17 protein-coding genes, 1 tRNA gene and 1 pseudogene are annotated in these 21,521 nt (G+C 63.6%); 6 read left to right on the forward strand and 13 right to left on the reverse strand.

The genetic code is table 11. From position 1 onward, the window contains the following. The first annotated feature begins 78 nt into the window (after positions 1-78). The 3 genes from VWN43_RS09755 (at position 79) to VWN43_RS09765 (ending at position 1,557) form a co-directional block, all read left to right on the forward strand. The gene (locus VWN43_RS09755; protein WP_320181887.1) at positions 79-768 is read left to right on the forward strand and encodes an outer membrane protein; all 690 of its coding nucleotides are present in this window, start codon (positions 79-81) and stop codon (positions 766-768) included. Between the two features lie 262 nt (positions 769-1,030). After that, positions 1,031-1,303: a UvrB/UvrC motif-containing protein gene (locus tag VWN43_RS09760; RefSeq protein WP_253522712.1), complete on the forward strand. Its 273-nt coding sequence runs from the start codon at positions 1,031-1,033 to the stop codon at positions 1,301-1,303. Beyond that, entirely contained in the window at positions 1,300-1,557 is a 258-nt protein-coding gene (locus tag VWN43_RS09765; RefSeq protein ID WP_320181886.1) for a DUF3253 domain-containing protein, read from the forward strand. Before VWN43_RS09760 ends, VWN43_RS09765 begins: the two co-directional genes overlap by 4 nt. A 767-nt stretch (positions 1,558-2,324) precedes the next feature. Here VWN43_RS09765 and VWN43_RS09770 read toward each other — a convergent pair. Continuing rightward, positions 2,325-2,401 (reverse strand) — tRNA-Arg (locus tag VWN43_RS09770). A gap of 61 nt (positions 2,402-2,462) precedes the next feature. On the opposite strand from VWN43_RS09770, the gene VWN43_RS09775 reads away from it, so the two are divergent. Continuing rightward, positions 2,463-3,188, forward strand: coding sequence for a queuosine precursor transporter (locus tag VWN43_RS09775; RefSeq protein ID WP_320181885.1), 726 nt, complete (start codon positions 2,463-2,465; stop codon positions 3,186-3,188). Between the two features lie 60 nt (positions 3,189-3,248). On the opposite strand, the gene VWN43_RS09780 is transcribed toward VWN43_RS09775, so the two are convergent. The 10 genes and pseudogenes from VWN43_RS09780 to VWN43_RS09825 form a co-directional block, all read right to left on the reverse strand. Continuing rightward, complete coding sequence (locus VWN43_RS09780) at positions 3,249-6,173, reverse strand: TonB-dependent receptor (protein ID WP_320181884.1); 2,925 nt, start codon at positions 6,171-6,173, stop codon at positions 3,249-3,251. Positions 6,174-6,376: 203 nt separating this feature from the next. Then, positions 6,377-7,402, reverse strand: a complete 1,026-nt coding sequence (gene virB11 / locus VWN43_RS09785) for a P-type DNA transfer ATPase VirB11 (protein WP_420493528.1) — start codon at positions 7,400-7,402, stop codon at positions 6,377-6,379. Between the two features lie 12 nt (positions 7,403-7,414). Next, on the reverse strand, positions 7,415-8,533 hold the full coding sequence (locus VWN43_RS09790; RefSeq protein ID WP_320181883.1) for a TrbI/VirB10 family protein: 1,119 nt from the start codon (positions 8,531-8,533) through the stop codon (positions 7,415-7,417). A 3-nt stretch (positions 8,534-8,536) separates the two neighbouring features. Continuing rightward, positions 8,537-9,220, reverse strand: coding sequence for a TrbG/VirB9 family P-type conjugative transfer protein (locus tag VWN43_RS09795; protein WP_330767256.1), 684 nt, complete (start codon positions 9,218-9,220; stop codon positions 8,537-8,539). Positions 9,221-9,298: 78 nt separating this feature from the next. Continuing rightward, positions 9,299-10,474, reverse strand: a complete 1,176-nt coding sequence (locus VWN43_RS09800) for a TrbL/VirB6 family protein (protein WP_320182092.1) — start codon at positions 10,472-10,474, stop codon at positions 9,299-9,301. Continuing rightward, a pseudogene (locus tag VWN43_RS09805) lies at positions 10,471-12,902 on the reverse strand (VirB4 family type IV secretion/conjugal transfer ATPase). The gene VWN43_RS09800 and the pseudogene VWN43_RS09805 overlap by 4 nt, the downstream one beginning before the upstream one ends. Before the next feature lie 15 nt (positions 12,903-12,917). Further along, the gene (locus VWN43_RS09810; protein WP_067694164.1) at positions 12,918-13,202 is read right to left on the reverse strand and encodes a VirB3 family type IV secretion system protein; all 285 of its coding nucleotides are present in this window, start codon (positions 13,200-13,202) and stop codon (positions 12,918-12,920) included. A 1-nt stretch (position 13,203) separates the two neighbouring features. Then, complete coding sequence (locus VWN43_RS09815; RefSeq protein WP_320181882.1) at positions 13,204-13,503, reverse strand: TrbC/VirB2 family protein; 300 nt, start codon at positions 13,501-13,503, stop codon at positions 13,204-13,206. A 4-nt stretch (positions 13,504-13,507) separates the two neighbouring features. Beyond that, entirely contained in the window at positions 13,508-14,137 is a 630-nt protein-coding gene (locus VWN43_RS09820) for a lytic transglycosylase domain-containing protein (protein WP_320181881.1), read from the reverse strand. A 149-nt stretch (positions 14,138-14,286) separates the two neighbouring features. Further along, a complete protein-coding gene (locus VWN43_RS09825; protein ID WP_253522677.1) occupies positions 14,287-14,670 on the reverse strand; it encodes a hypothetical protein in 384 nt (127 codons plus the stop codon). 267 nt (positions 14,671-14,937) lie between these two features. On the opposite strand from VWN43_RS09825, the gene VWN43_RS09830 reads away from it, so the two are divergent. Both VWN43_RS09830 and VWN43_RS09835 read left to right on the forward strand, forming a co-directional pair. Next, positions 14,938-16,506, forward strand: coding sequence for a hypothetical protein (locus VWN43_RS09830; protein WP_320181880.1), 1,569 nt, complete (start codon positions 14,938-14,940; stop codon positions 16,504-16,506). A 126-nt stretch (positions 16,507-16,632) separates the two neighbouring features. Then, entirely contained in the window at positions 16,633-19,383 is a 2,751-nt protein-coding gene (locus VWN43_RS09835; protein ID WP_320181879.1) for a TonB-dependent receptor domain-containing protein, read from the forward strand. 132 nt (positions 19,384-19,515) lie between these two features. Here VWN43_RS09835 and VWN43_RS09840 read toward each other — a convergent pair whose 3' ends face one another. Continuing rightward, positions 19,516-20,700, reverse strand: a complete 1,185-nt coding sequence (locus VWN43_RS09840) for a GAF domain-containing sensor histidine kinase (RefSeq protein ID WP_320181878.1) — start codon at positions 20,698-20,700, stop codon at positions 19,516-19,518. A 113-nt stretch (positions 20,701-20,813) separates the two neighbouring features. After that, entirely contained in the window at positions 20,814-21,491 is a 678-nt protein-coding gene (locus VWN43_RS09845) for a response regulator transcription factor (protein WP_253522663.1), read from the reverse strand. Between the last annotated feature and the right edge of the window lie 30 nt (positions 21,492-21,521).

A 21,521-nucleotide genomic window follows, 5' to 3' on the forward strand; every position in this document is an offset into this window, starting at 1 on the left:
GAAAATTATATTTCCCTTAAGAAGCATCAACCTATCCGCGGCTTGTCTAACGACTGGGTTGTAAGGAAAAACCATCACATGAAGAAAATCACCACACTTCTTGTTTCGGCAACTGCGCTCATTGCCTCGCCTGCTGTCGCACAAGACGGGCCGAGCGGCTTCGAAGGATTCCATGTCGAAGCACTGGCGGGCTATGACGTAGTCCAGATCACGATCGATGAAGACGTCTACGGCGAAGAACTCAGCGACGATCTGGGCGGCTTCGCGTACGGCGTAGCGGCCGGTTACGATTTCTCGTTCGGAGGCACGCTGCTGGGTGTCGAAGTCGAATATGCCGATTCTACGGCCGGAGAAAGCGAGAGCTTTGTCGGCACTGTGGACGGTAGCAGCGTGGATATTACGGCCAGCTTCGATACCGGGCGCGACCTGTATGCCGGCGTTCGTCTTGGCGGTCAGCTCAGCGAACGGTCGCTCGTCTATGTCAAAGCCGGTTACACCAATGCCCGCACCAAGCTGTCGCTCGGCGGCACTGTCGATACCGAGAGCTTCTTGGTGAGCCAGAACGCTACCTTCGATGGCCTGCGTCTGGGCTTGGGCTCGGAGTACGCTTTCTCGGATAAGGCATTCGCGAAAATCGAATACCGCCTTTCGATGTACGGTGACGGCGAAGTCGAGATTGACGGCGAAACCGCCGACATCGGGGAAATCTTCGAATATGGCGACATCAATCGCCACCAGATCGTTGTCGGTCTGGGCATGCGCTTCTGATTGCGGGAGGGGGGGCTCGCCCCTCCCTCTTCGTTTGCAGGGGGTTCGTAATCGAGGATTCGAGCGAACGAACCCTCCGGCGGTGAAATGGCGCATTGCACAGGGCAATGACCGCTCCTGAATTCGCCATTCCGGTTCGGGTAATCCCCTGGGTCCCGCGTGAATGGCATCGATGTCCGGGCAAGGCGATCATGTGCGGCATCTCAATTATCGGAACCGGGGCGCAGTGGTACCAGAAGTCCCATTCGTGCGTTGAATGGCAATGACCAAGACCATCGAGGACCTTCAACGCGATATGGAAGCGGCGGCGCACGCTCTCGATTTCGAGGAGGCGCGGCGAATTCGTGACCGCATCAATCTTATACGCGGCGGATCAGATGCTGCAGAGGCCGCCGAAGCCGACACGTCGGGACTGGTCCGCCAGAAGCCTGGCGCCATGGGGCTCGGATCAAGCCGGCAGCGGCCGATTCCTCCGCCAGACTGGAAGCCGCCGCCGAAGCCCGATCTCATGACCTCCGGCCGGAAGCGCAAGTGACGGTCGGCGTCGCCAACGCTGCAGTACTGACCCTGCTTGCCGAACGCGCGCCGGAAACAACGATATGTCCTAGCGAAGTGGCGCGTAAGATCGCTTGCGACGATGCGGCAGACTGGCATTTGGCCATGCCGCTTGTCCATGAAGCGGTCGATCAATTGTTCGACCAGAAAATCATCAGACTGAGCTGGAAGGGTAACCTGCTCCCGGCGCGATCCGGACCCTATCGGATCGGCCGCGCGAACGACAGCCAATAGGATAGCCGAAGGTGACCCTGAGCGACCGGGATTAGGGCGCATCGCTGTCGCAAGGGTAAACTGGCGCGCCCGGCAGGATAAAGATAGGCACTCAGAGCATTGGGAAAATTCCATCGCCGTCCCATTCTGACCTTCAATCAGAGGACGGACGACTTAGAGTTACAATATTCTTCGTATGCCCTTGCCGACGATATCAGCAGGCCTTCATAATGAGAGGACCAAGGCTCGAGACCAAATTTCGCAGCCAAAGCCTGCTCGAATCGAATGGGTGCGACTGTCGTCTTTCGTGGGAGCTTAAAGGAATCCTCACGCGTAGCGCGACGGAGGTCCGCACCCTCAAAAGATGTGACCATTTCAACGCCATCTCGCGGTATTATGTAACATGGCTTCGGAATTTCACTCGTAATGTCTTTGCTACCTCGTAACTTCCACATCCCGTGGTGTATTCGACCATCCAAGGTCCAGCCACACAACAGCGGCCCCACCCCCGAAAGACCTTCAATAGACGCAATAGGGACTTGAAATATTTCATCGAATACAGCGATGTAAAATACAGTTCCGGGAAATATCACTTGGCAATAGCCAAAATAACCATTTGCCAGTTGGAATTCATAGATGTCGCTACGCTTAGGGCTCATCAAGCAACCTTTCCAACCCTCGTTCAACAGAAAGAGCAGGTAACTGTCCGCGGACCCGTCGCAAGCCTGGTGCGGGCAGTAAGCACGCCCGGCCCCGGTAGGCCACCGGTTCGCACGTACATGGTAAACTGGCGCGCCCGGCAGGACTCGAACCTGCAACTCCAAGCTTAGAAGGCTCGTGCTCTATCCAGTTGAACTACGGGCGCGCTCGGGGGGTGCCATAACGCGCCTTTCGCGGCTGGCCAATCGGCACTATCCGTGTTTGTGATGGAAAACGCCCCGCCGAGCCCGCCCGCACCGCAGTTCCGCTATTACGATTTGGTGATGGCGGCCTTCGTCACCATCCTGCTGCTGTCGAACCTGATCGGCGCGTCCAAGCCGAGCTATGTCACGCTGCCGCTGATCGGCGAATGGTCGTTTGGCGCGGGCGTCCTGTTCTTCCCCGTCAGCTACATCATCGGCGACATCCTGACCGAGGTCTATGGCTACGCCCGCGCGCGGCGGGTGATCTGGACCGGCTTTGCCGCGCTGTTGTTCATGGCCTTCATGGCCTGGGTGGTGGTGCAATTGCCGCCCGCGGCGGGCTGGCCCGGACAGGAAGCCTATGAGTTCGTATTCGGCAATTCGTGGCGCATCGTGCTGGCGTCGATGGTCGCCTTCTGGGTGGGCGAATTCGCCAACAGCTATGTCCTCGCCAAGATGAAGGTGTGGAGCCAGGGGCGGCATCTGTGGATGCGCACGATCGGGTCGACCGTGGTCGGCCAGGGGCTCGACAGCCTGATCTTCTACCCGCTGGCCTTCTGGGGCCTGGCCGGGTGGCCGGTCGAGCTCTTGTGGCAGGTCGTGTTGTCGCAGTGGGCGATCAAGACGCTGTGGGAGGCGCTGCTGACGCCGGTGACCTATGCCGCGGTCGGGGCGCTCAAGCGTGCCGAGCAGGTCGAGGTGTTCGATACCGAGACCGATTTCTCGCCCTTCGCCTCTGCCGGGCGCTGAGCCATGTGAAAAGGGGCGACCCGCAGGCCGCCCCTCCCTCCCCCATGGAGCTTGTCGGTGCTAGAACTTCGCGCCCACCGCGATGCCGTAGCGGCGCGGGTCGAGAGTGAAGATATTGGTGAAGTTGCCCGAGCTGGCATCGGTCACGTAAAGGCCCGTCACCGAATTGCTGTCGAAGATATTCTGGACAAAGCCGCGGACGAACCACCGGTTATCGGCGCCGTTGAGCTGGATCGAGGCGTTCGCCTGGACGAAGGGTTCGATCCGGTTGACATTGCCGTTGAACACATTGCCGAACTGCTCCCCCGTATAGGCGAGGTCGAACCGCGGCACGAGCGACATGTCATTGTCGAAATCGGCGGTGTACTGGACGCCGATCGATGCCTTGTACTCGGGCGCTTGCGGCAAACGGTTGCCCCGCAAATTGACCTCCACCCCGGGACTGAGCACGCTGATCGGGCCGAGCGGTGCAAACGCCGGATTGGCGGTCTGGGCGTCGAGCACACTGCAAATGCTGAAGGCACCGGTCGAGGCAATTCCCCCGTCGGCCGGGAAGGCGGTAGGAGCCTGCAGGCCCAGACCCGCATTGACCGCACCGACGAAGGCATTGGCACCCGCTCCCGTCACCGCGCAAAGCGAGCCGTTTGACAGGTCCTTGATGATCACCGCATCGGGATCGCCGCCGCCCGGATCGCGCGGATTGCTGAAGAATTGGTCGCCTGCCACCTTCGCGTTGAGGTAGCTGACGTTCATGTTGATCAGCCAGTTGTAACTCGGTCGCAGGATCGTCTCGAGCTCGAGACCCCAGATATTGGCATCGATCGTGTCGTTAACCGAGGTTCGCGCGACGATGCGGCTGAGCTGCAGGTCCTTGTACTTGTAGTAGAAGCCCGTGAGATTAACCTGTGCCGAGCCATTCAGGAATGTGTTCTTCGAGCCGATTTCGAAGGCATCGATCTGTTCCGAATCGAAGCTGTCAGAAACCGCGAAGATCGGCGACAGTGGCGGATTGATGCCACCCGACTTGTAGCCGCGCGAATAGGAGAAGTAGACTTTGTTGTCGGGTGAAATCTCGTAGTCGAGGACGGCGCGACCGGTGATCGCATCGAAGCTGACATCGCGTTCCTGCAGCAGTTGATTGCCCGCTATCCCAGCATCGGCATCAAAGCTACCGACAAAGGGCGATGTAAACGGATCGCCATTCCCGAAAGGGTTGAGGAAGTCCGCCAGAGTGGTGCGCGCGGACACCGTCTTGCTGTCGTCGTTATAGCGTATGCCACCGGTGAACCGCAGACGGTCACTGATGTCGACATAGACTTCACCGAAGATGCCGAAGCTCTCCAATTTAAAGTCGGTCGTGTTATTCCGATACATCGACGTGGCGAGATAGGACGGCGGTGCCCCTGCCCCGAAGGCCGAGAACGTGCCGAGGATTGCGGTTGCATAGTCGAGACCGAAACCGTTGACGTAGTAGCTGTTCTCGCTGACTTCGGTTTCGGCATAGATACCACCGACAAGGAAGTTGAACGGTCCGTCGAAATCGCTGCTCAAGATTGCCTCGCCTGACCATGCGGTCTGGTACTGGACCGACCGGTCGAAGGCGAGGGGCACATCTGCGCATAGCGAGTTACCTTCGAACGCACCGAGATTGCCGTCGTCATTATCGGAGGTACACAATACGCCGGCGGGTCCATCAGGAATGAGTGCATCGGCGATCGGGGCGAAATAGGCATTCGACCCAGGGATGAAGGCTGGCGAGGCTACGCCCGTCGGCAGTCCGTTCGCCGCGAAGAAGGCCAGCGTATTGAGAGCGCCGGCATATCCGCTGCGGTCGAGGACGCCGAGGTTGTAGTCCTGCCGCGAATCCACTGTCGTTTCCTGATATATCCCGGTCAGCGACAGGTTCATCGCGCCAAATCCTTGGTCGAGATGGGCCTGCAACTGCAATTCGTCGGCAAAATATTCGGGCGTGAACGCCGTGTTCACCGTGCGAACATCGTTCGGCTCGTCGAAGTTCGCGTAGCCGTCCGGGCCGTAGACACTGCCGAGCGCCAGCACATCGGGGATTCCCTGGATACGAAACAGCTCCTGCGATGTAAGGACACTCGCAAGCGTCGAGTTCGCGTTGGTACTGTCGAAATCTCGCCGGTTGTTGAGGCACCCCAGCACACCGGTGGGATCGCGCTGACAGGTCTGCTTCTGAATACGCAGCCGGTCGTCATTCTCCCGGAAATAGAACGCCATCAGATCGAGCGTGGTACTCGCGGTCGGCTCGAAGCGCAGCGAACCACGCACCGCGTACATATCGCGCCCGTCGATATCGTTGCCGTCGTAGAGGTTGGTCGTATATCCGTCGCGATTGAGATAAAAGCCTGCCGCGCGAAAGGCTAGCGTATCGCCTAAGGGCACGTTGATCATGCCCTTCGTCTTGATGCTGTTGTAATTGCCGTATTCGAATTCGGCCGCCGCCGCGAAGGTCCCGAGTTCAGGCTTGGCAGTCACGACGTTGACCACACCAGACGTCGCGTTGCGCCCGAACAGCGTACCTTGTGGGCCGCGCAGCACCTCGACCCGTTCAAGATCGAAATACTCGGTTTCGAACAGGCGCGTTCCGAACAGTGGCGAGCCATTGGTATGAATCGCGGTGGCGCTGTCGCAGGTCACGCCGACGCACAGATCGCCGATTCCGCGGATGGTAAAGCTGGAGCTGGTGAAATTGCTCTTGGTGAAGGAGACATTGGGCAGCGTCAGCTGGAGATCGCTGGCGTTCTCGATCTGCTGTGCCTCGAGCGCAGCAGCATCGAAGGCGCTGACCGCGATCGGCACTTCCTGCAGCGACTGGTTCTGGCGCTGCGCGGTAACGATGATGACATTGGTGCTGAACCGCGGATCTTCGAGATCATCGCCGGTTGCATCCTGCGCGAACGCCGGAAACGAAATAGCGCTCGCGCAAATACCCGCGAGCAGGGAAGCCCGTACCCTCATTAACCCTCTCCTCTCGATGTGGCCGTCTTTGCGGCCTACGGGGCTATTGCTATCACACATTCGTATGCACGCAAGCGCCGGCGCATTATTATTGCGCAAAACAGGGGCGAATTTTGGCAAGTGTTATGCGGAAAGCGCATTCCGATGCGCAGCTGACGCTACGGCATGGTCACGTTTTTCCAGCGGGCGCGGATTTACCGCACTCAGACCAGCGTGTGGCTTTCGGCGATCTGCACGATACCGCGCTTGCCCGATCCGTCGCGTCCAAGCTGGACGAGCACGTCGATCACGCTGGCGGCATAGGCGATGGTGTCGGTCCGGGTGAGACCGATTCCCGTCTGCATCACCATCAGCGAAAGCTGTTCGAGCGCCCCGCGCAGCGAATTGGCATGGATGGTCGAGAAACTGCCCGGGTGACCGGTGTTGATCGCGCGCAGGAAGCTGACGCTTTCCGCACCGCGCAATTCGCCCAGCACGATCCGGTCGGGCCGCAGGCGCAGCGCGGCCTGCAGCAATTCGTTGGCGGTCACCTTGGCTTCGCCCAGTTCGCCCTTCACCGCGACCAGCCCGACCCCGTTTTCGCCGGGCAGCCTGAGCTCGGGCGTGTCCTCGACCAGCACGACGCGTTCATGACGCGGGATTTCGCCGAGCATGGCGTTGAGGAACGTGGTCTTGCCGGTGCTGGTGCCGCCCGACACGAGGATCGTGCGGCGCTGGCGGATTGCCTCGCGCAGGAAGGCGACCGGCTGAGCCTGCGCATCGGGCATGGCGCCCTGCTCCGCCGGGGCCAGCGGGCCGGTGTCATAGGCGTCGAGCGGCAGGTCGAGACGGCGGTGGCGGCGGATTGCCATGGCCCAGTGCTTGCGCGCCGCCGGCGGGCCGCAGAACTGCACGCGCGCGCCGCCGGGCAGCGTCGCGCCAAGCAGCGGATGCTCGCGGTTGATCCCCTGGTGGCTGACCCGCGCGACCTGCTCGGCCAGCCGCTGGATCAGCCGGTCGTCGATGTCGGGGCGGATGATCTTCTGCATCCCGCCAGCCGCTGCATCCTCGACCCACACCTCGCCCGGCTGGTTGACGAGGATTTCGGTCACCGTGTCGCGCTCGAGCCATTCGCGGAACGGCGCGAGATAGGCGTCGAGATAGACGCTGCGTTCGCCATGCAGGTCCACGCCCGGCGTGTGGGCTTCCGGATTGTCGTCCGGGTTGAAGGGGTGGATATCGGCGCTCACGACAGGATGGGCTCAGCTGACCGAGGTGAAGTCCAGATCGCGCGCGGTGAAGATGCGGATCGGTTCACCTTGCCGCACCCGTACCGTCGGGCCGCGCTGGCCATCCTGCTGTGCCGCAGTGGCGGCAGCCGAAGAACTGGCCCCGCCGATCAGCACGCCGGCCGCACCGCCCGTGGCGAGCGAGCCGACACCGCCGACCACCGACAGCAACATGGCTGAACCGAAACGCTTGAAGAAACCGTCGCCCGAGACCTTGCCCGCAAGCCCGGTGGTGCCATCGAAGCCGATCGCGGGCGATGCGAGATTGACCGAGGCCCCATCGGGCCGGATCAGCCGCGTCCAGATGACATAGGCGCGTTTCTGGCCGTTCTGCAGGCCCGACTGGTACTGGCCGATCAGCCGCGAGGACCGCGGGACCAGCACCTTGGTGCCATCGAAGCTGCGCACGTCCTGGCTCACCACCGCGCGGACATAGCCCGGCACATTGGTGTCGATCGCGGTTTCGAGGATCGCGGGGATCAGCGTGCCCTGGGTGACCGTGGTCGCGGGATTGACCATTGCCTTGGCCTGCGCGGGCGAGCCGCCGACACCGCCGATGCGGCTGGCGAAATCGCTCGCGGCATTGCCGGTCGCACCTGCGGGTTCGCCGGTGGCGCTCGCTTCGCCCAGCGCCAGTGTCGCGGGCGCGCTACCCGCATCGTAGACGACGGTCGGATTGGCATAGGGATTGGCGGCAAGCCCGGGCTGCGGCTGCGCTGCGAGAACCGGCTGCGGGGCGGGATCGGGCCGCGGCGCCTGCGCCGCGAGTTGGGCCGGGGGCGGCGTTACCGCTGCGGGGGGCACCACCGGGGCGGTTTCGACCGGTGCCTGCTGGCCGCCGATGCCTTCGGGAGGGGCGACGCGGGCGGAGTTCATGCTCCACAAGGTGACCAGGCCAAGACCGGCGACAATCGCGATCCCCGCGACGAGGCCGAGCGCGTCGGACTTGCCCGCGGGACGCGCCACGGCGGGGAAGGCATTGCGCTGGGCGAGGTCGATGACTTCCGCATCCGCACCGTCGCGCGGGTCGAAATCGTTGGCGATCCCGTTGTCGCCCGGCTTCTTCTCGGGCAGTCGCATGGCAAGACGCATCGGTTACCTCCCCTTCGAAGCGAGAGCGGGACTGCCGCTCGCACTGGCAGCGGGCCGTTCGGGCCCGGTGTTGATCAATTGGGCGCTGTCCTCGCCCGACCGCAGGACGATCGTCCGCGGCACGCCGTCGACGACGATCGTATCCCCGCGCACGGTGAAATTGACCGGGCCTTCGATGCCCTGGCTATTGGTCACGAGGATCGCGGGCACATCCTTGCCGCTGGGCCAGGTGAGGAAGGTCGCGGTGCCATCGTCATAGGTATTCTCGGGCAGCAGTTCGGGATCGCCCGAGGCATTCCACGCGAAGTTGAGATCCGCCGGATCGACCACCGCATAGGGATCGCGCGCGGCCTGCCGCTCCACCGCATTGGGCGCCATCTGTACCGGCTCTTCCGCAGGTTCGTCGGGATAGGCGAAGCGCATCAGGTAGAGCGGCTTGGCACCCGGGCTGGCGACGAGGTCGAACAGATAGGTGCGTTTGCTGGTGACGACCGTCAGATTGGTCGCGGCGCGCGGCTCGAGCGGTTTGACGAACAGGATGTTGGCGCGCTTGTTGGGTGTGACCTGCCAGGTCGCGCTGTCGCCGATGGCGACGTTCTCGATCACCTCGTCATCGCCGAACATGATGCTCGCCTGCACTGCGACGCGGCCGTCGATCCGGACCACCTTGGTTTCGTCATACAGCACCTCGACGAGGCGCAGAATCCTGCGCGCTAGCCGGTACGGCCAGCAGGGTGAGAGCGAGCGCGGGAATGAGCGCGCGGGTCATGCGTGTTTCTCCATGGAACGGTCGAGCGCCTTGGGCGCCGCGGACTTGAACCGGCTGCCGATGCCGGAACCGCGGACGCGGGCCTTGCTGTCGGATGATTGCTGGGTGGAAGCGGACGAGGTGGCATAGACCTTGACGGTGCGCGATCCGCCGCTGCCGCCCGCGCCGCCGCCATCGTTGGCGGCATAGGCGGTCGGGACTGCCGAAACGTCGATCCGGCGCGCCTGCGAACTGGCCTGGTTGGCAGCCTGTGCCTGCGCGAGCGCGGGAGCAGCGACCACTTGCTGGGGGGCCGGTGCGGAGGAGGACTTCTCCTCCCGGTCGGGCACCAGACCGAACACCGACCATCCGGCCACCATGGCGCCCGCCACCTTGAGCACGAGCACCATCAGCGCGACATGCACCGCGCCGATCATGAAGAACGCCATGGCCGCCTGCGGGTCGATCTGGCCCGGGGCAGCGGTCAGCGCGCCGAGGATCGGCACCGCGAGTTCGAGCATCACGCTGCCGCCGAGCACCGCGAACAGCGGCGCCAGCGCGCATAGGGTCAATCCCTTGACCCAGCCGGTGAACAGGCCGCGCGTGCCGTTGAAAAGCGCCAGCACGACGAACAGCGGACCAAGCGCGATCAGCACGCCGAGCGCGATCTTGGTGGTGACCAGCAGGCCGACGGTGCCGAGCATGAACAGGAGCGCGCCGAACCACATCATGCCTTCGGGCGAGAAGGTGGAAATGTCCTCCGCCCCGGCGCTGGCTTCCTGGATGGCGAGGAAGACCACGTCGATCTTCTGCGCGAAAGTATCGGTCGCCGATCCCTGCGCCCCCGTAAGCACGCCCGCAAGGTAATCGGGGGTAGCGACGGCGAGGTTCCAGACCACGCTCTGGTAAGCGATCCAGCTGGTGGCGAAGGTCAGCACGAGGCCCAGCGTCATCATCCGCGGGACGAGGCTGCGCACGCCGATATTGGTCCGCCCGGTCAGCAGCGCGAAGGCGAACAGCGCGATGAACAGCGTCAGGACGAGCGTCAGCACCGTGCCCAGCGAACCGCCGGGTGCGAACAGCCGGCCGAACGCGGCCGTGCTGGCCTCGCCCGCGATACAGTCCACCCCGCGCAGCGCGGCGGCGACGCCATTGCCGACATCGGCGGCGACGCGGTCGCAGGTCGCGCTCATTCGGCGGCGAGGCCGAGGGCTTCGACCCCGGCCCCCCTTCGTCATTCGCCCCGCCCGGCCATTTGGTCCCGGTGAGCGCGGGGAACCACTCGCTCGGCGCATCACCCAGCGCCTCGCGCAGCAGGTCGAGCCGGCGGACCGAGCTTTCGCGGCCCGAGAGCAGCGTCAGCACTTCGGGTGCGCCCGACAGGTCAAGCCGCACGACGACGCTCGCATCGGGCTGGCGCACGAGGAAGCAGCGGCTGTGCGCGGGCAGCGTGCGGATCAACGCGAGCTCGTGCTCGGTCAGGCCGAAGCCGTCGCAATAATCCTCGGGCCGCGCGCGGCTGTTGGGCATGAACACCATGGTCGCGGTCTGCTCGACCAATGCGGTCGAAATGCGGCTTTCGAGCGCATCGCGCGCGCTTTGCGTGGCGAAACCGACCAGCGCGTTGCGCTTGCGCAACGTCTTGAGCCAGTCGCGGATGCGCGCGGCGAAGACCTCGTCGTCGAGCGCTTTCCACCCCTCGTCGATCAGGATCATCGTCGGCTTGCCGTCGAGCCGTTCCTCGATCCGGTGGAAGAGATACATCATCGTCGGCGTGCGCAGCCGCGGGTTCTCGAGCAGCGCGGTCATGTCGAAGCCGAGCACACGCGCGGTCAGATCGAGCCGGTCCTCGGCATTGTCGAACAGCCAGGCATGCTCGCCCTCGCCGATCCATGCACCGAGGCGATCGGCCAGGTCGCCCGGTTGCGGACGCCGCGTGCCTGACAGCAATTCCTTGAAGTGCCGCAGGCGGCGCAGCGAAGCATCATTGGCATAGGCCGCATCGACCGCTCCCGCGATGGCCTGTTCCTCCTCGGGGCCTTCGGCCTTGAGGAGCGCGCCCAGCCAGTCGCGCAGGAAGGCCTTGTTGCCGGGCGTATCGGGCAGCGACAGCGGGTTGAACCCGGTCGGTTCGCCCGAGCGGATGCTGTCGTAGCGCCCGCCGATACCGCGCACGAACAGTTCCGCGCCGCGATCCTTGTCGAACAGGATCGTGCGCGGGCTGAATTTCTGCGCCTGCGCGGCGAGAAAGTTCATCACCACGGTCTTGCCCGAGCCCGAGGGGCCGATGACCGAGAAATTGCCGAGGTCGCCGTGGTGGAAATTGAAGAAGAACGGCGTCGCGCTGGTGGTTTCGAGCAGCGTCACCGCTTCACCCCAGTGATTTCCCTGCGCCTGCCCCAGCGCGAAGCCGTGCAAGCTCCCGAAGCTCGCCATGTTCGCGCTCGAAATCAGCGCGCGGCGGACGAGGTAGCCCTCATTGCCCGGGAACTGCCCCCAGAAGGCGGGTTCGAGATTGGTATCCTCGCGCACCGCGATCGCGCCGGTGTCGGCGAGCGCAGCGGCGCAGGCGGCCATGGCATCGTCGAGCTGGCCAAGCTGGCGTTCCTTGACCATCACGGTCAGGTGGTGATCGCCAAAGCCGACCGCCCCATTGCCCAGCGCATCGCGTGCGGAAAGCATGTCGGCGCGTTCGGCGGCGGCTTCCTCGTCCGCGCTCTTGAGACGGCGGATCGCCAGATCCATCCGCTCGCGCGCGGTCTGCCGCTCGGTCGGGGCATAGCTTTCGCTCACCACCATTTCGAAGGGCAGCCGCAGCAGGCTGTCGAGCAGGCCGGGCGAGGTCGCCTCGGGATAGTCCTTGAGACCGAGCACGGCGCCGAAATCGGGCGAGCCCGAGCCGCGCATCTCGATCGCGTCGAGCCCGAAGCTGATACGGCGATAGGGCAGCATGTGGCCGATATCGACATCGTCGGCGGGTTTGCGCACCGGGCGCATCTCGCCATTGTAGAGCGCGCTCAGCAGTTCGAGCATTTCCGAATTGGTGTTGCCCTGCGGACCGACATAATCGCCCAGCGGGGTCGCGCCATAGGCGGTCAGCGCCGCGACCAGTCCTTGCGAGGCGGCACGCAGGCTGCGCAGATCCTTGGGATCGGGTTCGAGCCGTTCGCCGCCCTGGCGCCGGAATGTCTTTGCGACACGCTCGACCAGTCCCGCCTTGCCGCGCGCCGGACGCCGGATCAGCGTGATAAACTGGTCGTTGACGAACAATTGGCCCGAGCCGAGCCGTTCGCGCCAGCGGTCGTCGATATGGCGGCTGATCGGATCGGGAAATTCGGCTTCAAGATCGACCGAGACGCGCCGCCGGATGACGTGATGGTACAGCACGAAGCGCGCATCGAGCGTGGAACGCAGCACGATCTCGCGAGTGGCGGCATGCGCATTCAGCGCTTCGCTGTCCTCGGTCTCGAACAGTAGTCCGGGGACCTGGATCGCGGTCATCACCGATCCGTCACGCAGCAGCAGCGTGCTCTCGTTGAGCATGCGCAAATAGGGCAGGCGATCGCCCGCGCGCGCTTCTTTCGCGCTCCAGGCGGCAGCCCCTTTCCACTTCGTCGTCATGCGATACCTTTCCGCTCAGGCTGCATAGGAGTTGCAGCCCCAGCGCTTGTAATTCTTGACCCGCGGGCACTTCGACACCCGGGTGATCCACAGGTCGAAGATGCGCGGCTCGCGCAGGCAGGCGAAATAGCCGATCCCGTGCATCACCGCGAAGACCAGCAGCGCCAGCCAGCTCCCGGTGATCAGGAACGCCTCGGTGGTCACCATCCCGTTGATGATGAAGTAGTTATATGTCACCCCCGCGAACATCTGCGGGCGCGTCAGCGCGCGGTGGACGGGATGGCGGACCAGCGCGGTCATCTCAGCCGGCCACGCCCTGGATACCGGCCACGATCGAAGCCGCGCCGAACAGGATGAACACGCCGATGATCACGGTCGCGCCGAAGCGCCAGTTGAGGCGGCCGGTCAGCATCATGAAGCCGACCGCGGCCACCGCCATCACCGCGACCGCGGTCGCGACATTGCCCAGCAGCGTGCCCTGCAGCCAGCCGAGCGCGGCGACGATCGGGCCCGAACCGGCCGGATCGGCAGCCTGCGCGAAAGCGGCGCTGGGGGTCATCAGGGCGGCCAGAACTGCCGGCAGGGTAAACTTGCGACTCAATTGATTACTCCCGTGAGTGGTCCGAAAGGCGGCCCATGATGGCCGCCACATAATGTTGCGTTTCGCGGATGCGCGGGACACCGCCCGCGCGGATCACGCGGCCGGGCCCGGCATTGTAGGCGGCGAGCGCCTTTTCGAGATCGCCATCGAAGCGGTCGAGCTGCTCGCGCAGGTAGCGCGCGCCGCCTTCGAGATTGGCGAAGGGATCGTCGGGGTCGACGCCGAGGTCGCGTGCCGTACCGGGCATCAGCTGCGCCAGGCCGCGTGCGCCCACTGGCGAGACCGCATTCGCGCGCCAGCGGCTTTCCTGCCACACCAGCGCCTCGATCAGCGTCGGGCTGAGATCGAACCGCGCGGCGAGTTCGGCCACCTTGGCCTGGTAATCGGCGGGAACGAGGCGCGCATGCTCGCCCGGATCGGCAATGGCGATGTCGGGCACGAAGATATCGGCCGGCACTTCGGCCAGCGGCGCGGCAAACCCCGGTTCGGCCGGGGCAGCGACCAGCGCGGCGCCCCCGCCGGTGATCCAGCGCGCGCCGTCCGTATCGATCTCCATAACATCCGCTTTCGCTGCGAAAGCGGTAAGCGCGGCGCAGGACAATCCCATCACCAGCGCCAAGCGTGCCAGAATCATTGCACCCTCCGTGCGGCCCCATTGGGCATACTACATGACAGGCGGGTGACAAAAAGCCGAATATCGCGGGAAAGTATTACGCCCCAAAAGGAAAAGGCCCGCCTCCCGGTAAGGAGACGAGCCCAATAGTGCCGCGATCTCGCGTAGATCTACCGGAGCGACAAGGCGTAATAGCGGGCGAATTCGCCCTTATCGAGCATGGCCAGCGCCTTGCGGGCGAGCCGGCGCGAATCCACCCAGTCACCCGCAGCGGTTTCCAGCTCGACGCTGTCGCGCGCGCCGGCAGCGGCTTCGAATTCGGTCCGCGCCGCATCATAGTCGCCCATGCGCGCGAGCGCGATTCCGTGATTGATCAGGCGGGCCGGATCGGCCGCGGCCAGTTCTTCGCAGTTTTCAATGGCCTGGCGGGCGGCGCGATTGTCGTTCGCGACCAGTTCCTCGTAGCCGACATCATAGCCGGCCTGGGGGCCCGGAACCGCTTCGACCGGTCCCTGCGCCAACAGGGCCAATGCAACGCTTGTGATGATCGCCATGACAGCTCTCCCTATTCATCTTGTGGGAGCGTTTATGCCGCCTTGTTACGATTGCTGCAATAAAACTGTAACGTTGTCATAATTGTGCAATCTGAGGGCCGATCGGGCTTTTTTTCGCAAAGCCCTTCGGTTCGTCGCACTAAGCGATGGATTTGCAACATAACGGTCACGAACCGAATAAAACTGTCACGAAGCCCCCCTAGCGGACGAGTCGCGATCAACGACTTCGCATTCTGATTCATCCGGTTTTTGAGGGGACCGTTACCCGTGACCAATTTCCATCGTTCGCTCGTCCTCGGCTGCTCCGCTCTGGCTCTCGCCAGCTGCGGCGCCGACGAAATCGTCTCGCCGGGTACCGGCGGTGACGTGATCATCAACAATCCCACCCCGGCACCCACGCCGACCCCGACGCCGACCCCGACGTCGGCACTGGTCACCCCGGCAGCGGGCTGCCCGACCATTTCGGATCCCGCCGGCCTGACGGATGACAACACGATCTCGGGCCCGACCGGCGAATACCGCGTCTGCACCCTGCCCGCGCGCTTCACCGCTTCCTCGACCCTGCCCTACATCGAAGGCCTGCTCTACCGCATCGACGGCCGCGTCGATGTCGGCACCGATGGCGGCGCCGCCGATACCGGTGCGGATACCGATGTCGAACTGACGATCGAGCCGGGCGTCATCCTGTACTCGGCCGGTTCGGGCTGGCTCAACGTCAACCGCGGCAACACGATCGACGCCAACGGCACCGCCGCCCGTCCGATCATCTTCACCAGCCGTGACAACGTCCAGGGGCTCAACACCGCCAATTCGTCGGGCCAGTGGGGCGGCGTCGTCCTGTCGGGCCGCGCTCCGGTCACCGACTGCATCGCTCCGGGTGCAACCCCCGGCACCACCGCCTGCGAACGCCAGGTCGAAGGCGCGGCACAGCCCGCCCTGTTCGGCGGCGCGACCGTCAACGACAGCTCGGGCAGCATGAGCTTCGTGCAGATCCGCTATTCGGGCTTCGTCCTCTCGGGCGACAGCGAGCTTCAGGCGCTGACCACCGGCGGCACCGGCACGGGCACGCAGCTGAGCAACATCATGAGCTACAACAGCTCGGATGACGGCGTCGAATTCTTCGGCGGCCAGTTCAATCTGCGCAACCTGATCGTCGTGGGCGCCGAAGACGACGGCCTCGACACCGATACCGGCGTCAAGGTCGACATGCAGAACGTGATCGTGATGCAGCGCCCCGGCGTTGGCGACACGATCATCGAAGCCGATTCGTCGAACGGTCTCGAGGAAGACACCCCGCGCCAGAACACGCGGATTTCGAACGCCACCTTCATCGCCAACAGCGGCGTGGGTGACCAGGCGGTCCGCATCCGCGGCTTTGCCGACTATACGATCGTCAACTCGATCCTGGTCGACAACGAAGGCGCGACGGCCTGCCTGCGCGTCGACAACACCGAAACGCTGAACCGCGCAGCCAATGCCGCGATCGACGAAGCCGGTCCGGTGGTGTTCAACTCGTTCGTGCTCGACTGCGCCGTGGACTTCCGCGACAGCTCGGGCGGGGTCACAGGAGCCAATATCGAAACCCGCTACAACGCCGGTTCGGACAATGATGCGGCCTTCACCAACACGCTGACCATGGGCTTCGTCAACGGTTCGAACGAAGACGCCGTGACCGTGTTCGACCCGACCGGGCTCTCGTCGTTCTTCCAGCTCCCGACCAACATCGGCGCCGTCTATGTCGGCAACGACACCTGGGTGAACGGCTGGACCTGCAACTCGGCCACCGTGACGTTCGACGCCGCTGTGTCCGACTGCGCGAGCCTGCCGGTCTACTAATCGGCCACGACAGGCCGCGGGGCGCGCGCTCGTTGCGCGTCCCGCGGCCTTCTTCGCTTTTCGCACCGGAGCCATCGCCTGGCTCCAGCCAAGTTTAAAGGCCTGAACATGAGGGGGTCTCGAACCATGTCGACCGGCAAGCAGCTCACCGCGCTGCTCCTGCTCACCACCGCGCTCACCTTTCCTGCCGGCGCTGCTTTCGCCCAGGATGCGAGCACGGGCGCCGAAGGCGTTCCCGCCGAACAAGATCCCGCGACCGACGCCGTCATGGCGCAGCAGGCCGAGGGCATCGACGACACGCCGGAGGAAGAAGAGTTCGAGCAAACCGAGATCTCGGTTCCCGGCGGCGCGATCGTCGTCACCGGCCGCCGTCGCCAGGACGTCACCCGCGCCTCGTCGCAGGTCGTCTCGGTGCTCGACAGCGCCAGCATTGCGCGGACGGGCGAAGGCGACATCGCCGGCGCGCTGACCCGCGTCACCGGCCTGTCGACCGTGGGCAACGGCCTCGTCTATGTCCGCGGCCTCGGCGATCGCTACTCGCTCGCGCTGCTCAACGGCCTGCCGCTGCCTTCGCCGCAGCCGCTCAGCCGCGTGGTCCCGCTCGACATCTTCCCGACCAGCGTCATCGCATCGAGCCTGGTGCAGAAGACCTATTCGGCCAACTTCCCCGGCGAATTCGGCGGCGGCGTGATCAACCTCACCACCCGCGCGGTGCCGGAAGAAAGTTTCCTCAAGATCAGCGCGGGCATTTCGGGCGATACCGAAACCGCCTTCGGCACGGGCTACACCTATTACGGTTCGGACTACGACTGGTTCGGCTTCGACGACGGGCGCCGCGACCCCGGCCCCAATCTGCAAAGCTTCTTCGACAGCGGGCAGGCGATCAACGACGAAGGCGTCGACCAGCAGGCGATCCTGACCGAATTGGGCGATCCCAATCTGATCCTGCTGCAAAGCACCGACGAACTGCCGGTCAACTGGTCGGGCGGCATCACTGCGGGCACCAGCGTCGATGTCTTTTCCGATGGCCGCTTCGGCGTGATCGCGACGGCTTCGCTGAGCAACAAGTACCGCAATCGCTACATCACGCGGCAGGCCGCGCTGAACGGCGATCTCGACCTCGACCAGACGGGCAACCAGTTCCAGACCGACCAGCGGATCCTGGCCAATGCCATGCTCGGCTTCGGGCTCGAAGTGGGCGAGCACCGCTTCCGCCTCACCAACCTCTACATCCGTGATTCGCTCAAGCGCGCATCGCTGGCGCAGATTTCCGATCTCACCGACGACGATGACGATCTGTTCCAGAACACCGGCTGGTACGAGCGCGAGCTGATCGACACGCAGTTTGTCGGCGAGCTCGAATTCGGCGATTTGTCGATCGACCTGCGCGGCGGTTATGCGCAGACGCAGCGCGAAGCCCCGAACGAATGGGAATTCATCTATTCGCGCGATCTCAATCCGACCGGCGGGTTCGACGACATCTACCTCAACCTGCAGAACGGCGGGCAGCGGGGCCGGACCACGGTCGCCTTCTCCGACCTGACCGAAGACCTCTATTACGGCGGCGTGGACGTCAGCTACCAGTTGGCCAACTGGCTCGGCGTGACGGTGGGCGGCGCCTATACCGATACCGACCGCCTGTCGCGTCGCCGCGAGTTCGATATCCGTACCACCGGCGATTACCCGCTGGCATTCGGCGCCTTCCGCCCGGATAATCTGCTCGGCGATGCGCTGATCGAACTGGGTTACGACACCGAAGCGCAAGCCGCAGGCGGGATCGGGCCGTTCTCCTACACCATCATCGAAACGACCGCAGCCGACCCGGCCTTCTCCGCCGGGCTCGAGATCAAGGCGGGCTACGCACAGGCACGCGTGACCCCGGTCGATCGGCTGTCGCTCGATGTCGGCGTGCGCTACGAAGACGCCACGCAGCAAGTCGTGCCGCTCGGCCTCGACGGATTGCCCAGCGGTTCGGCCAATGCCACGCTGCTGAACAATGACTACTGGCTCCCCGCGGCGACGCTGACCTGGGAACTGACCGACAGCCTGCAGGCGCGCTTCAACGCGTCGAAAACGATTGCGCGGCCGCAGTTCCGCGAATTGATCCTGCAGACCTATTACGATCCTGAATCGAACCGCCAGTTCACCGGCAACCCCGGCCTGATCGACAGCGAGCTGACCAATTACGAGGCCCGCGTCGAATATTACTGGGGCTCGGGCAGCAAGTTCAGCCTCGCCGGGTTCTACAAGGACATCGAGAACCCGATCGAGGTGTTCTCGAGCTTCAACGACAACACCGTGGTCAGCCGCTTCGCCAATGCGCCGCAGGCTGAACTCTACGGTGCGGAAGTCGAAGTCCAGTGGAACAAAGACCTCTATTCGCTGGGTGAATGGTGGGACAGCAAGCGCTTCGTCGCGATTGCCAACTACACTTACACCCAGTCCGAAATCAGCGTGCAGTCGAGCGACATGGTCAACGTGCCCGAGCTTGGCGGCCTGCAGGCGGCGACCAACTTCTTCGAAGACGGTACCGCGCTGACGGGTCAGTCCGACCATATCGCCAATGTGCAGCTGGGCCTGGAAGATCTCGACCGGGTGAGCCAGGTGACCTTCCTGTTCAATTACGGCAGCAAGCGCGTCATCAGCCGCAGCACGCTGTCGCGCCCGGACATTCTCGAAAACCCCGGCCTGACGATCGATTTCGTCGCGCGGCAGGGTTTCGAACTGGCCGGGACCGACATGGAAGTGAAGTTCGAGGCGCGCAACCTGACGGGGCGCGACCACTTCGAATACCAGACCACCGGCACCACGCGGATCGAGAACAACAGCTACGATGTGGGCCGCAGCTTCAGCCTGTCGGTATCGGCCGAGTTCTGATCACACCAGCATATCCCTCGGAAAGGGCCGCCTTCGGGCGGCCCTTTTTCGTTGATGGTGGGCTGAATGTGGGGGGGGCCGTGTTTTTGGAAAGCGGACCTTTCGGGTACAGGCTGTGCCCTTCCGCCAGTGTCAGAGCTGCTTCCGGACAATAGGCATCCGGAATGTGAACGTGGTTTCCCGCCCTTCGGATTTCGCAGTTAACTCACCCTCATGCGCCTGCGCGATCTGCGAGGATATGTAGAGGCCGAGACCCAACCCCTGAAGGCTTGATCGAGCTTCCCCCCTCTCGAACGGGGAGAAAAGGCTTTCCATCGCTTTGGCAGGGATGGGCTCGCCGAAATTGCTCGTTTCGAATGTAAGGTGATCGCCATCGCGCCCCAGCACGGCATGGATCGGTTGATCCGGATCGCCATGCATCAGAGCGTTGCCTAGCAGATTGGAAAACAACTGCCCCAGCCGGTCATGGTCGGCGTGCAAGTCCGTTTCGAGCTTCAGATCAAGGACGATCTCCCGGTCCGGATAGGTCAAACGCAATTCATCGGCGACCTGCTGCACGGTGGCATCTATTCGCTTTAGTGAAGGATCGAGGGTGATGCCGCCGCCAAGACGCCCGCGCGCGAAGTCCATCACATTATCGATCAGGCCGCTCATTCGATCGATAGTCGCATCGACCATATCGAGCACAGCCTTGCCCCTGTCGCTCAGTTCCTCGGCCCCGAGCATGCGCATCCCGCCCTTGATGCCGGCAAGCGGGTTGCGCAGATCGTGACCCAGCACCGCGATGAACTGTTCTCGCAGGGCGGACGTCTCCTGTTCTGTAAGGAGCGCTGTCTTGCTCTCGACGAGCGATTGGCTCGCCTCGATGTGATACCCGATCATCTGGGCAAACAGCGTAAACATTCCCAGGATCTCCGGCTTGCTCACTTCGGCAGGCTCGGGAGATATCGCGCACAGCGTGCCGAAGAAGCTGTCGTCAGACAGGATGATCGGTACGGAAATATAACTCTTCAGTCGGTAAGTTTTTGGTGTGTGATGATCGCGATATTGCGGGTCGCAATCGACGTCGTCGATAAGAACCGGGTTCCTATGCGCGCGGATTTCGTGGCAGATCGTGGTTTCGATTGGCAGCTCGCCTCCCGGTTCGAGCCCGAAATTTATTTCGTCGCGCACACCGCATGCGATCCAGCGATCTTCCGTGACGCGGGCCACCGCGGCATAACCCATTCCCGTCGCCTGACAGATCACTTCCAGGATCGACGGGACGACATCGATCGCGTTTACCATGCTGATGTCGTTGGCGAATTCTCGGTCCATGAGACTTTACTAGATTGAGTGCCGCGCAGAGTCATGCTCGAAAAGCAAGAGTAATGTGCGCCTTAGTGCGCACCGGCGATGCAAGCAGACATGAGCGCAAAGAGGCCGTTAGCTCAGTCGTAGCTGTCGTAGACATATCCCAGCGAGCGCACCGTCCGCACGCGCTCGCCCGCGCCCACCTTGCGGAGCGCGCGGCGCAGGCGGCCGATCCAGACATCGACCGTGCGCTCGTCGATCGGCGGTTCCTGCTTGCCCAGTGCTGCGATCAGATCGCCGCGCGACAGCACGCGGTCGGGGTTCTGTGCCAGGAAATGCAGCAGGCGGAATTCATTGGGGCGCAGGTCGAGCGCCTGCCCGTTCCACCGCGCCTGCAGGGCTGCGAGATCGACCAGCAACGCCCCCAGTTCGAGCCGTTCGTTGACGCGCGGCTGCGCACCGCCGACCTGCAGCGCCATCACCCGGTCGAGCACCACGGTGCGATCGATCGGGCCGACGATGTAGTCATCCGCCCCGGCACGCAGTGCGCGGCGTTTGTCCTCGGCATCGTCCTCTTCGAGCACGATGGTGATATGCGCGTCGTCCATACGCGGATCGGAGCGCAGCCGGCGGCACATTTCGAGCCCCGACATATCGGCCATGACCCAGTCGACGAAGGCACAGACCGGCCCTTCGACAAGCCGCCGCGGGCCATCGGGATAAAGCCGCGCGAAGGCATAGCGAATGTCCCCATTGTCGAAATCGGGAAGGTCGCCTGCCATCGGGTCTGTCAGGAAGATATTGATCGTTCGCACGCTGCAGTGTCCCACCCAGTCAAGGGCAGC

The organism is Qipengyuania sp. HL-TH1, from assembly GCF_036365825.1.
GTDB lineage: Bacteria > Pseudomonadota > Alphaproteobacteria > Sphingomonadales > Sphingomonadaceae > Qipengyuania > Qipengyuania profunda.

Coding starts and splice junctions, on each gene's coding strand:
- VWN43_RS09755 (WP_320181887.1), top strand. CDS start 79: ATGAAGAAAATCACCACACTTCTTGTTTCGGCAACTGCGCTCATTGCC.
- VWN43_RS09760 (WP_253522712.1), top strand. CDS start 1,031: ATGACCAAGACCATCGAGGACCTTCAACGCGATATGGAAGCGGCGGCG.
- VWN43_RS09775 (WP_320181885.1), top strand. CDS start 2,463: ATGGAAAACGCCCCGCCGAGCCCGCCCGCACCGCAGTTCCGCTATTAC.
- VWN43_RS09780 (WP_320181884.1), bottom strand. CDS start 6,173: ATGAGGGTACGGGCTTCCCTGCTCGCGGGTATTTGCGCGAGCGCTATT.
- VWN43_RS09790 (WP_320181883.1), bottom strand. CDS start 8,533: ATGCGTCTTGCCATGCGACTGCCCGAGAAGAAGCCGGGCGACAACGGG.
- VWN43_RS09800 (WP_320182092.1), bottom strand. CDS start 10,474: ATGAGCGCGACCTGCGACCGCGTCGCCGCCGATGTCGGCAATGGCGTC.
- VWN43_RS09810 (WP_067694164.1), bottom strand. CDS start 13,202: ATGACCGCGCTGGTCCGCCATCCCGTCCACCGCGCGCTGACGCGCCCG.
- VWN43_RS09820 (WP_320181881.1), bottom strand. CDS start 14,137: ATGATTCTGGCACGCTTGGCGCTGGTGATGGGATTGTCCTGCGCCGCG.
- VWN43_RS09825 (WP_253522677.1), bottom strand. CDS start 14,670: ATGGCGATCATCACAAGCGTTGCATTGGCCCTGTTGGCGCAGGGACCG.
- VWN43_RS09835 (WP_320181879.1), top strand. CDS start 16,633: ATGTCGACCGGCAAGCAGCTCACCGCGCTGCTCCTGCTCACCACCGCG.
- VWN43_RS09840 (WP_320181878.1), bottom strand. CDS start 20,700: ATGGACCGAGAATTCGCCAACGACATCAGCATGGTAAACGCGATCGAT.